General features: G+C 70.0%; 19 protein-coding genes and 1 tRNA gene. 9 read left to right on the forward strand and 11 right to left on the reverse strand.

From position 1 onward, the window contains the following. The 4 genes from ACLQ7T_RS07635 to ACLQ7T_RS07650 all read right to left on the reverse strand — a co-directional run. Positions 1-653, reverse strand: a 653-nt coding sequence (locus ACLQ7T_RS07635) for a MotE family protein (protein WP_420478875.1), incomplete at its 3' end; no start/stop codon positions are given. A 29-nt stretch (positions 654-682) separates the two neighbouring features. Further along, entirely contained in the window at positions 683-1249 is a 567-nt protein-coding gene (locus ACLQ7T_RS07640; RefSeq protein ID WP_420478876.1) for a DUF6468 domain-containing protein, read from the reverse strand. Then, positions 1246-2307 (reverse strand): flagellar motor switch protein FliM, encoded by a 1062-nt coding sequence (gene fliM, locus ACLQ7T_RS07645; RefSeq protein WP_420478877.1) that lies wholly within the window; start codon positions 2305-2307, stop codon positions 1246-1248. The genes ACLQ7T_RS07640 and fliM overlap by 4 nt, the downstream gene beginning before the upstream one ends. A 3-nt stretch (positions 2308-2310) precedes the next feature. Next, on the reverse strand, positions 2311-2958 hold the full coding sequence (locus ACLQ7T_RS07650) for a flagellar basal body-associated FliL family protein (protein ID WP_420478878.1): 648 nt from the start codon (positions 2956-2958) through the stop codon (positions 2311-2313). 179 nt (positions 2959-3137) lie between these two features. Between ACLQ7T_RS07650 and flgF the strand changes: the two genes are divergently transcribed. The 8 genes from flgF to ACLQ7T_RS07690 all read left to right on the forward strand — a co-directional run bounded on the left by flgF (position 3138) and on the right by ACLQ7T_RS07690 (position 9643). Beyond that, positions 3138-3875, forward strand: coding sequence for a flagellar basal-body rod protein FlgF (gene flgF / locus ACLQ7T_RS07655; RefSeq protein ID WP_420478879.1), 738 nt, complete (start codon positions 3138-3140; stop codon positions 3873-3875). A gap of 14 nt (positions 3876-3889) precedes the next feature. Continuing rightward, complete coding sequence (gene flgG, locus ACLQ7T_RS07660) at positions 3890-4678, forward strand: flagellar basal-body rod protein FlgG (protein ID WP_420478880.1); 789 nt, start codon at positions 3890-3892, stop codon at positions 4676-4678. Further along, positions 4675-5283, forward strand: coding sequence for a flagella basal body P-ring formation protein FlgA (locus tag ACLQ7T_RS07665; RefSeq protein WP_420478881.1), 609 nt, complete (start codon positions 4675-4677; stop codon positions 5281-5283). The genes flgG and ACLQ7T_RS07665 overlap by 4 nt, the downstream gene beginning before the upstream one ends. An 11-nt stretch (positions 5284-5294) precedes the next feature. After that, positions 5295-6038, forward strand: a complete 744-nt coding sequence (gene flgH / locus ACLQ7T_RS07670) for a flagellar basal body L-ring protein FlgH (RefSeq protein ID WP_420478882.1) — start codon at positions 5295-5297, stop codon at positions 6036-6038. A 291-nt stretch (positions 6039-6329) separates the two neighbouring features. Beyond that, positions 6330-6794, forward strand: coding sequence for a hypothetical protein (locus ACLQ7T_RS07675; RefSeq protein WP_420478883.1), 465 nt, complete (start codon positions 6330-6332; stop codon positions 6792-6794). Between the two features lie 42 nt (positions 6795-6836). Further along, complete coding sequence (locus ACLQ7T_RS07680) at positions 6837-7280, forward strand: hypothetical protein (protein ID WP_420478884.1); 444 nt, start codon at positions 6837-6839, stop codon at positions 7278-7280. A 13-nt stretch (positions 7281-7293) separates the two neighbouring features. Continuing rightward, on the forward strand, positions 7294-7791 hold the full coding sequence (locus ACLQ7T_RS07685; protein WP_420478885.1) for a hypothetical protein: 498 nt from the start codon (positions 7294-7296) through the stop codon (positions 7789-7791). Between the two features lie 52 nt (positions 7792-7843). Then, positions 7844-9643, forward strand: a complete 1800-nt coding sequence (locus tag ACLQ7T_RS07690) for a DUF885 domain-containing protein (protein WP_420478886.1) — start codon at positions 7844-7846, stop codon at positions 9641-9643. Positions 9644-9801: 158 nt separating this feature from the next. Here the strand turns inward: ACLQ7T_RS07690 and ACLQ7T_RS07695 are convergent, their stop codons facing one another. From ACLQ7T_RS07695 to msrA, 3 genes are all read right to left on the reverse strand, one after another. After that, on the reverse strand, positions 9802-10320 hold the full coding sequence (locus ACLQ7T_RS07695; protein WP_420478887.1) for a cytochrome C: 519 nt from the start codon (positions 10318-10320) through the stop codon (positions 9802-9804). Between the two features lie 80 nt (positions 10321-10400). Further along, positions 10401-10745, reverse strand: coding sequence for an MmcQ/YjbR family DNA-binding protein (locus tag ACLQ7T_RS07700; RefSeq protein ID WP_420478888.1), 345 nt, complete (start codon positions 10743-10745; stop codon positions 10401-10403). A 15-nt stretch (positions 10746-10760) separates the two neighbouring features. Next, complete coding sequence (msrA, locus tag ACLQ7T_RS07705; RefSeq protein WP_420478889.1) at positions 10761-11408, reverse strand: peptide-methionine (S)-S-oxide reductase MsrA; 648 nt, start codon at positions 11406-11408, stop codon at positions 10761-10763. A gap of 145 nt (positions 11409-11553) precedes the next feature. Between msrA and ACLQ7T_RS07710 the strand changes: the two genes are divergently transcribed. Beyond that, positions 11554-11643, forward strand: a tRNA-Ser gene (locus ACLQ7T_RS07710). A 32-nt stretch (positions 11644-11675) separates the two neighbouring features. Here ACLQ7T_RS07710 and ACLQ7T_RS07715 read toward each other — a convergent pair. From ACLQ7T_RS07715 to ACLQ7T_RS07730, 4 genes are read right to left on the reverse strand one after another with little or no spacing between them, the layout of a single operon-like run. Further along, positions 11676-12467, reverse strand: coding sequence for a JAB domain-containing protein (locus ACLQ7T_RS07715; RefSeq protein WP_420478890.1), 792 nt, complete (start codon positions 12465-12467; stop codon positions 11676-11678). After that, positions 12464-12889 (reverse strand): hypothetical protein, encoded by a 426-nt coding sequence (locus tag ACLQ7T_RS07720; protein ID WP_420478891.1) that lies wholly within the window; start codon positions 12887-12889, stop codon positions 12464-12466. Before ACLQ7T_RS07720 ends, ACLQ7T_RS07715 begins: the two co-directional genes overlap by 4 nt. 16 nt (positions 12890-12905) lie before the next feature. Beyond that, a complete protein-coding gene (locus tag ACLQ7T_RS07725) occupies positions 12906-13238 on the reverse strand; it encodes a hypothetical protein (RefSeq protein WP_420478892.1) in 333 nt (110 codons plus the stop codon). Continuing rightward, positions 13235-13735 (reverse strand): helix-turn-helix domain-containing protein, encoded by a 501-nt coding sequence (locus ACLQ7T_RS07730; protein ID WP_420478893.1) that lies wholly within the window; start codon positions 13733-13735, stop codon positions 13235-13237. Before ACLQ7T_RS07730 ends, ACLQ7T_RS07725 begins: the two co-directional genes overlap by 4 nt. Between the last annotated feature and the right edge of the window lie 192 nt (positions 13736-13927).

Below are 13927 nucleotides of genomic sequence, written 5' to 3' on the forward strand. Positions count from 1 at the left end.
GGCGCTTCAGGCGCGGCGGCGCGGGCCGCGCGGGCGGCCAGCTCCTGCTGGGCGGCGAAACGGCGAGCCAGTTTCTCGGTCAGCTCGCGCGCGGCGGCCGGCTCCATCTGGGCCATGACGGCGGCCAGGGTGCGCGGACGCATCGCCGCGGCGACAGGCAGGCGGACATCATCGTCGAGGGTGGTGAAGACCCGGGCGGCCTCGCGCGGGCGCATCGCCGAATAGACGGCGACGAGACGGTCGGTCTCTTCCTTCTGCTTCTCGTCCACCTGCCCCAGCATGGCGGCGACCTCGGCCTTGACCGCTTCCAGCGCCTGGACGCGGGCGTCCAGCTTCTGCTCGGCGGCGGCCAGCAGGGGCAGCATGGAGGCCATGTCGGTGTCGCGGGCGTCCAGTTCGGCCCGACGGGCCGACAGGGACTGGATGATGCGCAGCTCGGCCGGGGAGATGCCCGCCTGCTGGGCCAGCTGTTCGGGCGTCAGGGCGCAGACGGCGGCGGCCGGGTGGCTGGGCGCGGCGGCGGTGGGAACGGCCTCCTCGGCCCAGGCCCTGGCGCCCTCGAACAGGCCGGGAGCGACGCCGACGGCGCGCACCAGCACCACGCCGCCGATGGCGACGGCGATCAGGGGCAGAAGGCGGGGAATCCTGGCCATGAGGGCTTACTCGGGTGCTTGGGAAGGGGTCAGGCGGCGAACAGGTCGTCGTCCAGATTGCGACGGGCCTGGTTGAGGCTTTGCTTCGCAGACTGGTTAGCGGCCCCGTGCTTGGTCAGGGCGCCGAGGATGGCGTGGACGTTGCCGGAGGCCGCCGAGGGGCGGGCCGGGGCGGCCAGACCCTGAATACGCTCGGCCAGGGCCTGCATGCGGGCGGCGCGGGCTTCGTCCTCATCCACGGCGGCGGCCGGGACCGCGACGGGCTTCGGCGCCGGCGCGGCGGCCCGGGCGACCGGTTCCGGCGCGCGAGCCGGCTTCAGCTCGCCGCCCCGGGCGATCAGGGTCTCCAGCTGGGCCTTGACCTCCCGCGCCTTGATGATGCGGTCGTGGAGCAGGTCCGTCTCCTGCCCGGAGGCGCGCAGGGAGGCCAGGGCGACCTCGGCGCGTCCGGCGGCCGTGTTCAGTTCGTTGACCGCCGAGGCGAAGGCCAGCTGGCCCGCGCGCAGGGCCGACAGCTTGCGCTCCAGCCGCACCCCGTAGCCGAGGGCCGCGACCAGCAGCAGCATCAGAACGCCGTCCAGAATCATGCCGGTCATCGACGTCTTCCCTTCACGAGGCTGGAGGCGGCTTCAACATTCACCGGGGCCTCGACCCGCACGGCGATGTGCTGGCCCTTGCGGCCCATGCGGCCGACGGTCAGCGGGATCGACCCGGCGCGCACGGACACCGGCGAGTCCGGATTTACGTTCAGCATCAGGGTGTCGCCGACCTTGAAGTCGAGCACCTTGGAGAGCGGCAGCTGCTGCTCGTCCAGCACGGCGCGGACCTCGGTCTCGGTGGTCCAGAGCTCGGTGGCCAGGTGGCCTTCCCAGATGTTGTCGCGCCCGAATTTCTCACCCATGAACTGCTGCAGCAGCATCTTCCGGATGGGCTCGAGGGTGGCGTAGGGCAGCAGCAGCTCGATGCGGCCGCCGCGGTCTTCCATGTCGATGCGCAGCTTGACCAAGATGGCGGCGTTGGCCGGACGGGCGATGGCGGCGAAGCGCGGGTTGGTCTCGAGCCGGTCGAGATTGAAGTGGACCGGGGTCAGCGGCTCGAAGGCGGCGCGGGCGTCGGCCAGCACGACCTCGACCATCCGCTGGACCAGCACCCGCTCGATGGTGGTGTAGGGCCGGCCCTCGATGCGCAGGGCGGCCGTGCCCCGGCGCCCGCCGAGCAGCACGTCGACGATCGAATAGATCAGGTTCGAGTCGACCGTCAGCATCCCGTAGTTGTCGAGCTCCTCGGCGCGGAAGACCGCGAGGATGGCCGGCAGGGGGATGGAGTTCAGATAGTCGCCGAAGCGGATCGAGGAGATGTTGTCGAGACTGACCTCGACGTTGTCCGAGGTGAAGTTGCGCAGCGAGGTGGTCATCAGCCGCACGAGGCGGTCGAAGACGATCTCGAGCATCGGCAGGCGCTCGTAGGAGACGAGGGCCGAGTTGATGATGGCGCGGATGCCGGAGCGCTCGTTGCCGTCGTCATCGCCGAGATCGAAGCCGAGCAGGCTGTCGATCTCATCCTGGTTCAGGACGCGTTCGGTCGCGATCGGACGGTCGTCGGCCAGCGGCTCGGCGAACGGATCGGCGTTGTCGGCGAAGGCGGCGTCCGACATGGGCTACTGCACCAGCATTTCTTCGATCAGCACGGCGTCGACCTTGCCGGGCGCGGCGATCAGGTTCACGCGGCGCAGGATTTCCGCGCGCAGCTGGAAGGTGCCCGACGAACCGGCCAGGTCTTCCGGACGCAGTTCGCGCAGGAAGCTCTGGAACATGTCGTTCAGGCGCGGCGTCTCCTCCTGCAGCTTGTAGGCCACCTCCGCGTCGTGCATCTCCAGGGTCAGTTTGAGCTTCATGTTCGCCGGCCGGCCGTTCTCGGCCTGGATGTTCACCAGCAGGTCCGGCAGGGTGTAGAAGGTGACGCCGTCGGGTCCCTCGGTGATGACGCCCAGCGCGGGGTTCGCCTCGCCTTCCGCGCCGCCGCCGTGGCCGCCGCCCTTCTTCTCGGCCTTCTTGCCGTGACCGCCCTCGGCCTTCTTCTCGGCCCCGTGGTCGCCGCCGCCGTCCTCGGCGGGCGCGGACTTGGGCTGCATCATCACGAAGGCGGCCGCGCCGCCGCCGCCCAGGACCAGCAGGGCCACGGGGATGATGATGAAGAGCAGCGGAATCTTCTTCTTGGCCGGCGCGCCGTCGCCCTCCCCGCCCTCACCGTCGGTGACGGCCGGCAGATTGGCGTCCGCGTCCTTCTTCTTGCCCAGTTTCAGCATGCGCCCCGCGCCCCGAGAATCTCAGGGGTCCAATTCAGCCGGGTTTGGTTAACGAGCCGTTTACGATCGGCAAATCCTGCCGGGCGCCGGATCAGGCTTTGCAGCTGAAACGCCCGCCACGACTGGATTCACCCTGTTGGCACGACCGTTGCGACGGTGGAGGGCGAAAGGAGCCGCCCGTGGAAAACGCCGCCTACGTTGGACTGTCACGCCAGATGACGCTGCGCCGCGAGCTGGATGTCGTGGCGAACAACATCGCCAATGCCGACACCAACGGCTTCAAGGTCGAGCAGCTGCTGGTCGGCGCCGAGGTGGGCGAACGCGCCCGCAACGCCTTCGTCCGCCCGGGCGTCAGCTTTGTTCTGGACAACGGCGTGGGTCGCGACTTCAGCCAGGGCGCCCTGTCCCAGACGGGCCGTCCGCTGGACTTCGCCATCGAGGGCGAAGGCGCCTTCTTCACCGTGCAGGACGGCGCCGGTCAGGCCTACACCCGGGACGGGGGCTTCACCCTTGACCCGACCGGCCGCCTGACGACCAAGCAGGGCGCGGCGGTCCTGGGCGACGGCGGCGAGATCATCCTGGACCCGACGCGAGGCGAAATCTCGGTCGGCGCCGACGGCACCATCACCCAGGACGAGGAAGTCGTCGGCCGCCTGTCGGTGGTCCGCTTCGACTCGCTGGGCGCCCTCGAGAAGGGCGGCGACGGCCTGTACCGCAACGCCTCCAACGCCGTCAGCACCGAGGCCACCGACGCCAGCGTCCGTCAGGGCATGCTGGAAGGCTCCAACGTCAATCCGATCCTCGAGATCACCAATCTGATCGAGATCCAGCGCGCCTACGAGAGCGTGTCCCGGATGATCGAGAACACCAACGACCTGTCCCGCCGCTCCGTCGAGCGCCTGGGCCGGGTGTCGTAAGGGAGGACTGAGACATGCGCGCGCTCAGAACCGCAGCCTCGGGCATGGCCGCCCAACAGCTGAACGTGGAGGTCATCTCCAACAACATCGCGAACATGAACACCGTCGGCTACAAGCGCCAACGGGCCGAGTTCCAGGACCTGCTGTACCAGAACGTCGAGCGGATGGGCGCGCAGTCGTCCACCCAGGGCACGGTGGTGCCGACCGGCATCCAGATCGGCGCGGGCGTGAAGGCCGGCGCGGTCTATCGCGTGACCGACCAGGGCACCCCCACCAACACCGGCGGCATGTACGACATGGCCATCGACGGACGCGGCTACTTCCAGGTGCTGATGCCCTCGGGCGAGACGGCCTACACCCGCGCCGGCAATTTCTCGATCAACGGCGAGGGCCAGCTGGTCACCGACGACGGCTATGCGGTGCAGCCGAACATCAACATCCCGCAGGACGCGGTCGATGTGCAGATCTCGAAGTCCGGCCAGGTGCAGGTCTTCACCGACGGCAACACCACCCCGCAGGTGGTCGGACAGATCGAACTGGCGTCGTTCTTCAACGAGGCCGGTCTGGAAGCCATCGGCGACAACCTGCTGCTGGAGACGGCGGCGTCGGGGCCGGCCAACGTCGGGGCCCCCGGCGAGATCGGCTACGGCGACATCCTGCACAAGTTCACCGAATCCTCGAACGTCGACGCGGTGTCGGAAATCTCGGCCCTGATCATCGCCCAGCGGGCCTATGAGATGAACTCCAAGGTCATCACCACCGCCGACCAGATGCTGTCGGTCAGCGCGCAGGTGAAATCGTGAAGTCCCTGATCCTCGCCGCCGTCGGCGCCCTGAGCCTCGCCCTCGCCGGCCCCGCCCTGGCCGGTCCGGTCAGCCTGAAAGCCAATCCGGTGGATCACGACGGCCAGGTCACCCTGGGCGACATCTTCGACGGCGCGGACGGCGCCGCCGGCGTGGTCGTCGGTCGCCGGGTCGGCCCCTCGATCGTCTTCGAAGCCTCGCAACTGCAGGCCATGGCCCGTCAGGCCGGGCTGGACTGGGCAAATCCGACCGGGTTGCGCCGGGTCGTGGTCCGCGACGCCGGCATGGCGCCGGGCGGAACGTCCGCCGCCCCGGCCGCCGGCGCCGAAGCCCCCTTCGCCGCCGCCGCGCCCGCGGCCGTGCGCGCCGCCCCGGGCCAGCGCGTGATCAGCCGCAACGACATGGTCCAGGTGATGTACGAGGCGGGCGGCGTCCGCCTGACCATCACCGGCCGCGCCGAAGGCAACGCCGCCGAGGGCCAGCCGCTGGCCGTCCGAAACCTGCAATCCAACCGCGTCATCGACACCGTGGCCGTCGGCCCCGGCCAGGCCATCGCCGGCCCGGCCGCCCAGTCCGTCCGCGCCCAACAGTTCGCCGCCCGATAGAGGGAAGTCCCATGCGTAACGCCATGCTCCTGACCGTCGCCGCCACCGCCGCCCTGTCCCTGGGCGCCTGCTCCACCGCCGTCGAGGCGGTGATGGGCCCCGAACTGGCGCCCATCGGCTATCCGGCCGCCCTGGTGCCGACCACCCAGGCCTATCTCCCCAGCCCCGAGGAGCAGGCCGCCCGGCGCTCGGCCAGCGCCAACAGCCTGTGGCGCACCGGCGCCCGGACCTTCTTCGGCGACCAGCGCGCCCGCCACGTCGGCGACATCCTGACGGTCAACATCGACATCGACGACCGCGCCCAGACCAACAACTCGACCCAGCGGGCCCGCAGCAATGACGCCTCCGCCGGACTGAGCAATTTCTTCGGCATGGAAAGCAGCCTGGGCCGACTGTTCCCCGGCGGCTTCGACGCCGCCAACATGGTCGGGCTGGAAGGCGAGTCGAACTCGGCCGGTTCGGGCTCGGTCAACCGCGCGGAGAAGGTCAGCCTGACCATCGCGGCGGTGGTCACCGGCGTGATGGCCAACGGCAATCTGATCATCCAGGGCCGTCAGGAAGTCCGCACCAACCGCGAGGTGCGCGAGCTGACCGTCGCCGGGATCGTGCGCCCGGAAGACGTCTCGGCCGCCAACACCATCAACCACACCCAGATCGCCGAAGCCCGGATCAGCTACGGCGGCCGCGGCGACATCAGCCGGGTCCAGAGCGCCCCGGCGGCCCAGTCGCTGGTGGAGCGGTTCTCGCCGTTCTGATCGCGGGGTCGGAGGGTGGCGGCCAACCGGCCCTGACGGCGGCCGGGTCGTGATGGGTGAGTGGTGGGCGCCGGCCGAACCGCCGGCTCACGTCCTGCCCCGGCCCGGGGCCGCATCGAACCACCAATCACCTTCCGGACTCCGCCCCACCCGCCCGGGCTTCGGCGCCGGATCAGCCTCCGGCCATCGCGGCATTTCCATCGCGCGGTGAATTTCGTCAGCCAGGGTTCAGCTTGGCCGTGAACTCTTAACGGACATCAACGTTTGCCCATCAGAGGTGAGTGTCTGTCCATGCTGAAGTTCGTTGTCCCCGCTGTCGCCGCCCTGGGCCTGATCGCGTTCGCCGCGCAGTCGCGCGCGACGGATGTGGAGACGGGCGTGCCGGGCATGGGCTGGCATCTGAGCCAGGAAGGCGCGTTGGCCAAGCTGGCGTATGGCGTCGAGAACTCCGACCAGCTGGCCCTGATGATGACCTGCGAGCCGGGACAGCGTCAGCTGGCCCTTTACGGCGACGTCCTGCCGGCCTCTCCCCGGCTGATCCAGGCGTCCAGCCGTGAGAGCGCGATCGATCCACTGAGCGGCGACCTGTCGGATGAGGCCGCGGTGTCGTTGCGCGATCCGACCCTGCGCGAAATGGCCCGGACGGGCCGCCTGACCGTCGAGGGCGAGGCGGGCCAATTCCAGCTGACCGCCAATGCGCAGGAGCGAGCCCTGATCGAGCGCTTCTTCGCCTATTGCGCAACCGAGCAGGTCTGACCAATTCTCCGGGTCGGAACTCTCAGCGGGGGCTGAACAGCCATGATCGCGATTCTGGCCGCCGTGGCGGTCCTGGCTCCCGGGCCGCAAAACGCCCCGGCGCCGTCCGAGGCCGCCTGGACCTGGACCCTCTACGGCGACGACACCCCCGTGGTGCTGGCCAATGAGGTGCCGGACACCGCCAGTCTTCGCACGACCCTGGAATGCGAGCCCGGCAGCAGCGTGGCGCGCCTGACCCTGTACGGGGGCGAGGGCGCGACCGGAATGGCGCGGGTGACCGCGGGCGAGGCCTCGGCGGTGTCGGAGGCCCGGACCGGACGGGGCGGCGTCCTGAAGCTGGCCCTGCGCACCGATCACCCGGTCTTCGCGGCCTTTGGCGTCAGCGGCCGGCTGGGCGTCACCGTCGGCGAGCAGCGCCGCGCGGTCGAGGTGCCCACGGCCCATCTTGCCAAGCTGCGCCGCTTCGCGGAACTTTGCTCCGGTTGATCCGGAGTCTGCCATGCGCCCCCCCGCCCTGCTGGTCCTGTCCGGCCTGACCCTGACCCTGGCGGCGTGCGGTACGACGCGGATGGACTTCGCCCCGGCTGTTTCCGGCGCGCCGGCCCCGATCGACCACTATGACTGGTTCCTGCATCAGGACGATGAGGAGGCGCGGCTCGCCTACGGCCTGGAGGAAAGCGATGACCTCCGCATCGGGCTGGACTGCCGGAAAAACTCGGGCCGTCTGGCGCTGAGCGCCCTGGCCCCGGAAGGCGCGCGGCCCGAGATCCATCTGGAGTCCGGCGGCGACACCGAGCGCTACCCCGCGGCGGCCGAGCGGTCCGAGCTCAACGACGGCCTGTTCCTGACCGCCGACGCGAAGGCGAGCGATCCGGTGTTCCAGCGCTTCCGCCGGGTGGGTTGGCTGGCGGTCTGGCAGGGCGACGAGCGGCAGGCCTACGCTCCGCATCCGGGCTCGGCGGACCGGGTCGAACGGTTCTTCGCCTTCTGCGGTTGACGGCGGAGGCCCGCTCCGCTGCAGTCCCGCCCGGATCCGGGAGGGAGCCCCAATGAAACAGATCGTCCTGACCGCCTCGCTGGCGGCCCTGCTGGCCGTCTGCGCCACGCCCGCCGTCGCCCGGACCCCGCCCGCCCCCGCCCAGACGGTGCGGCAGGCCGAGAACCCGGCGCTGGCGGCGATCCTGTCCGACTATGAGGCCTATCTGCGGTCCATCGACCCCATCACGGCGGGGATGGAGGGCGACCGGGCGGCGCAGGGCAGGCTGCCCGACGCCTCGCGCGCCTTCGAGGTGGCGCAGGAGCCGGTGCTGAAGGGATTCGCCGACCGGCTGGCGGCGCTGGACCCGGCGATGCTGACGCCGGACGACCGGCTCAACCACGCCTTCCTGTCCTGGGTGATCCGGCGCGCCCGGGAGCGGATTCCGCTGGATACCGGCCGGATCGACGCCTTCAATTCGGAGGGCGGACCGGGACAGACCGCGGGCTATCTGGCGGCGGTGACGCGGATCACCAACACGCAGGACGCCGAACTGTATATCGCCCGTCTGGAGGCCCTGCCCCGCTATTACAGCGATCAGCGGGCGGCGGCGCGGCGGGGGCTCGAGACCGGTCTGGTTCAGCCCCGCTCCATCGTCGAGAACGCCCTGGGCCTGATGGAGCCGGAGGCGGCGCTGACGCCCGAGACCGATCCGCTGCTCAAGCCCTTCGCCGCCCTGCCCGCCTCGATCCCCGCGGCGCAGCAGGCGGCCCTGACCGCCCGCGCCCGGGCCGTGGTGGCCGACCGCATCATGCCCGAGCGGCGCGAGTGGGTGCGGTTCCTGCGGCAGGACTATCTGCCCCGCGCGCCCGAGACGCTGGGGCTGGCGCACCGGCCCGGCGGACGCGCGCTCTACGCCTATCTGGTGCGCGGCTACACGACCACCGACATGACCCCGGATCAGGTGCACCAGCTGGGTCTGCGGGAAGTGGCGCGCACCCGGGCGCGGATGGAGACGGAGATGCGGGCCGCGGGCTGGGCCGGCGATTTCGCCGGCTTCCTGACCTTCCTGCGCACCGATCCGCAGTTCTACGCCACCAGCCGCGAGCAGTTGCTGGAGAAGGCGTCGGAGATGGCCAAGCGGTCGGACGACGGCCTGCCCGCCCTGTTCGGCACCCTGCCTCGCACCCCGTACGGCGTGCGTCCGGTGCCGGCCGAGATCGAGGCCAACTACACCACCGGCCGGTACTTCCCCGGTTCGATGGAGAACGGCATCGCCGGGGGTTACATGGTCAACACCAGCCGGCTGGACCAGCGCCCGCTGTACGAACTGCCGGCCCTGACCCTGCATGAGGCGGTCCCCGGCCACCACCTGCAGATCGCCCTGCAGCAGGAGGCGGAAGACGGCCCCTATTTCCGGCGCGGGGTGGATGTGACCGCCTTCGTCGAGGGCTGGGGCCTGTATTCCGAGTTCCTGGGCGAGGAGATGGGCTTCTACCGGACGCCCTATGAGCGGTTCGGGCGGCTGAGCTACGAGATGTGGCGCGCCTGCCGGCTGGTGGCGGACACCGGCATCCACTGGCTGGGCTGGGACATCGAACAGGCCCGCGCCTGCTTCCGCGACAACTCGGCCCTGGCCCCGCACAACATCGAGACCGAGCTGCAGCGCTACATCGGCTGGCCGGGACAGGCGACGGCCTACAAGGTCGGGGAAATCCGCCTGCGCGCGATCCGCACGCGAGCCGAGAGCGAACTGGGCGACCGGTTCGACGTGCGCCGCTTCCACGACGCGCTTCTGGTGGACGGCCCCCTGCCGATGGACCTGCTGGACCAGCGGATGGATCGGTGGATCGCGGAGGAACGGGCGCGCTGACCGTTCAACAAAACCGCTCATCCCGGCGAAAGCCGGGATCCAGTCCTGTCCAGCCTGACGACAGTTTCTCAGGATCAGCGAGCGAGCCGGACCGGTTTCGATCCATCACCCAAAGCGTTGGGTCCCGGCTTTCGCCGGGATGAGCGGACTGTGTGGCCCTACGCCCCCGCCCCGTGCGGCATCATGTTCTCATAGGGCGTGGTCGGGACCTGTCCGGGCGGAAGCGCCGCGGGAGCCGGGTCGCCGTCAAGCGGCAAGGACTTGATGTAGCGATAGACCGCCCGCTTGTCGGCCTCGGCCATGGCGCGGACGCTGGGCCAGGGCATGGGCGGCAGGGCCTCGCGGGTGTTCAGCATCTCGACCCAGTCATCCTCGCTCATCCCGGCCACGGTCCGGCGCAGGTTCTGCGGATAGCTGGTGCCCCACGGGCCGTAGAAGCCGGTTCCCGATCCCTTGAGCCAGTCGCTTTCGGGGATACGGCCGCCGCGTTGCGGATACCCCGGGGTGTGGCAGTCGTTGCAGCCGCCGGTCAGCACCAGATAGCGCCCGGCTTCGATGTCGCTGGCGGCGGCGACGTGGGGCTGATCGGTCGCCGCGCTGATCTTGACCTCGGGTTGCCGGCAGGCCCCGAGCGCGACCGCGCAGGCGCCGAGCAGGATCAGATGTCTGGCGATCATGATGGACCTCCCCCCAAGGGCATCAGGAGACCATCGGTTTTCGATTCAGACAAATTCCAAAAACCGGTGTTTTTGGAAAGTCAGGCCAGCCCCAGTTCGGCCCTCAGCTTGCGGGTCAGTTTGGCCGCGATGAGCGAATGGGCGATGGCGAAATGCGCGGCCAGTTCGTCAGCGGGCCAGGCGGACGGGTCGGGCAGGTTCACCCATTTCGCGCGGGCGAGGTAGGGGGCCGGACGCGCCCGGCCCTCTTCGGTCAGCACCTCCCAGGCGATGTCGGAGACCTTGAAGGAGACCCCGCCCTCGCCGCCGACGATGACGAACATCTTGCCGCCGACCCTGTAGGCGTCGTGGTCGTCGCCGAACGGGTGGTCCAGCGTGGCCCCGGGCAGGGCCAGACAGACCTTGCCGATCCCGGCCCTATCCACGGCGCCGGTCCATGATCAGGCCGACACGCCGATGCCGATCGGGCAGACCACGCCGGTGCCGCCGATGCCGCAGTAGCCGGCCGGGTTCTTGGCCAGATAGCCCTGGTGATAGTCCTCGGCGAAATAGTAGGGCCCGGCCTCGGTGATCTCGGTGGTGATCCGGCCCTGCCCCGCCTTGTCCAGCGCCGCCTGATAGGGGTCACGCGAGGCCTCGGCCTCGGCCTTCTGCGCCTCATTCAGATAATAGATGGCCGAGCGGTAGGTGGTGCCGATGTCATTGCCCTGACGCATGCCCTGGGTCGGATCGTGATTCTCCCAGAAGACCTTCAGCAGCTCGGCGTAGCTGATTTCCTTCGGGTTGAAGACGACCTTGACCACCTCGGCGTGGCCGGTGCGGCCGGTGCAGGTCTCTTCATAGGTCGGGTTCGGCGTGTAGCCGCCGGTGTAGCCGACCGAGGTCACCCAGACGCCCGGCAGCGACCAGAAGACGCGCTCGACGCCCCAGAAGCAGCCCATGCCGAAAATGGCGGTCTCGAACCCGTCCGGGTACGGGCCTTTCAGCGGGCGGCCGGTGACGAAATGGACCTCGTCGGTGTGCAGCGGCGCATCGCGGCCCGGCAGGGCGGCGTCGGGCGTCGGCATCGTGGTTTTCTGCTCGAGCATGGGAGAACTCCGGACAAATCGTTCCCCGCCCATATGGGGCCTAAAGAGGCGCTTGCCGAGGGGGGCCGACTGTTCTAATCAGCGCCCCTCGCCGGATCGACCGTCCGGCGGCTGCACGAAGGCCTTCGGGCGACGTCGTGGAAACGGACAGGTGGCGGAGTGGTCGATCGCGCACGCTTGGAAAGCGTGTGTACGTGAAAGCGTACCGAGGGTTCGAATCCCTCTCTGTCCGCCACCCCGCCGGGCCCCGGCCCTTTCCGGTTTCAATCAGTCACTGTGCACCGACGCCGAAGGCGACGGCGTATCCGCCGAAAGCGTCTTTCCGGCGGTCCGCCGGGGCCGGGGCGGCGCGGCCCTGTCGCGGGACGGGCGGGTCCCGGGCGCCGCGGCCAGCAGGCCGGCGTCGTGGAAGCTGAACACCCGCTTCCGTCCGACGACCAGATGATCGTGCACGGCGATTCCGAACACGGCGGCGCCCGCCATGATCTGGTCGGTGGTGTTCAGATCCTGGGCCGAGGGGGTCGGATCGCCGGACGGATGATTGTGCACCAGGATCAGGGCGCTGGCCGAGAGCTCCAGCGCCCGGCGGATGATCTCCCTCGGATAGACCGGCGCGTGGTCGCGGGTGCCCTCGCCGGCGATCTCCTCGCGGATGAGGCCATTGCGGCTGTCCAGATAGAGGACGCGAAACTGCTCCCTCGGCTCGGCGGACAGGGCGGTCGAGAGATAGCGTCTCAGGGCCGTGCGGCTGCCGAGGAGCGGGCGGGACAGGGCCTTGCGCCGGACCACGGTCAGGACAAGGGCGTGCAGGTCCGCCAGATGGGCGGCGCAGGCCTCGCCCCCGGCGCCGAGGGCGCGCGAGACCTCGTCCTTCGGTGCGACGATGCTGGCGCCGACGCCGCCGAAATGATCGATCAGGCCCCGGGCGAACCGGTTCGCGCTCGCCTCCCCGAAGGCGGACCCCAGAAGCCGGGCGAGGAGCGCCGCCTCGGCCTCCTGCCCCGTCTGCCGGACCGTACGCGGCTCGCCGGGGGCCAGGGCCGGAAACGTCATCGTCATGGCCGCACCGCCGGCCGGGCGTAGGGGGCGTGCCGCGCCTCGAACAGACCGAACAGGGCCAGGGCCATCAACTCCATCCAGACGATGATCCGGAAGGTGACCGCCGCCCAGATCTGGGCGTCCGGGTTCAGGAACTGATAGGCCCAGGAGGCCAGGGAGATGAGCTGGAATCCGGCCGCCGCCAGCAGCCACCAGCGCCGTCCGTACAGGGCGAGCGCGGTCAGGGCGGCGGCGAGCGCCAGGCTGACCGCCGCCACGCCGACCCGGACCCCGCCGAGCTGGAGATGGGCGACGAGGGGCGTCGCGGTCTGGGCGACGATCAGGGCCAGCCCCGCCAGACGCTCCGGCGTCCGCCCCTTCCAGAGCAGGACGACCAGGGTCGCATAGGTGACGAGGGTCAGCCCCCACTGAAGGATCGACATGGCGACGCGTGGCGGGTCAGGCGGCCACGACCGAGAGGCGGCCGATCGGCGGCTCGATCTTCGGCTCCATGGTGCCGTCCATCCGGTAGGGAATGCCGGCGGCGTCGGCGACGTCCTTGAGCGCGGCATGCCCCGCGATCACATCCCCGCGGACCTGGTTCAGCCGGACCAGTCCGTCCACGACGTGGGTGAGGGCCAGCTGGCCCGTCTGGGCCGCGACGCCGGCCTCGATACGGCCTTCCACCATGGTCTGGATCATGGCGCTCACGGCGATGATGGCGTGGTCGATGGCGTGTTCGCTCTCCTTGAGCTTGCGCGCAATGCGAACGCCGGTTCGGATATGGGTCATGGTCGGGTCCCCGCTGGGTTGTCTGAATCCAGCGCCCGGGCGGCGTCCGGCGGGGCGACCCGCGACAGAAGGGACATCCCCCCCGCCGCCAGTTGCACCAGACCGGCCGTGAGCACTCCTCCGATGGCGGCGAACGCGAGGATGATCGCCAGAAGCTGAAGCGGCCGGCGCGGCGGCGCGGGCAGGATCCAGTTCGAGGCGGTCCCCGGTTCGCGGCCGGCGGCGGAGAGCTCGCCGAGCGCCCCCTCAACGACCCCGGGGGACGGGGGCGGCGCCATGGGGGTAGGGGCGAAATGGGAGATATCCGGGTAGTCGCGAACGGCGATGGCCGCGGCGACCCGTCGATCGGAGGTCCCGAGCTTGGCGTAGGCGTTGGTCAGATGGTTCTCGACCGTGCTCGGCGCGATGCCGAGACGGGCCGCGATGTCCTTGTTGCCGAGCTCCTGCGCGGCCAGGCGCAGGCACTGAAGTTCGCGTCGACTCAGTCGGTTGGACATCGTGGTTAACCCCTCTGATCAGAGGTACAGCACGCGGCGACGGGTGCAAGACGCGTCTGCCGCAATGGTCGCCTTCCGCGCCGCCTCCCCCTCCGCCCCACGGGACAAATCGCCAATTTGACACGCAAGGCCCGGAGGGCGGTGATGAAGTCCAGCCCCTCTACGCCCCCTGCCCGCCCTGTGAGGCCGATG

This window comes from Brevundimonas sediminis, assembly GCF_048799765.1.
In the GTDB taxonomy this organism is placed as follows: domain Bacteria; phylum Pseudomonadota; class Alphaproteobacteria; order Caulobacterales; family Caulobacteraceae; genus Brevundimonas.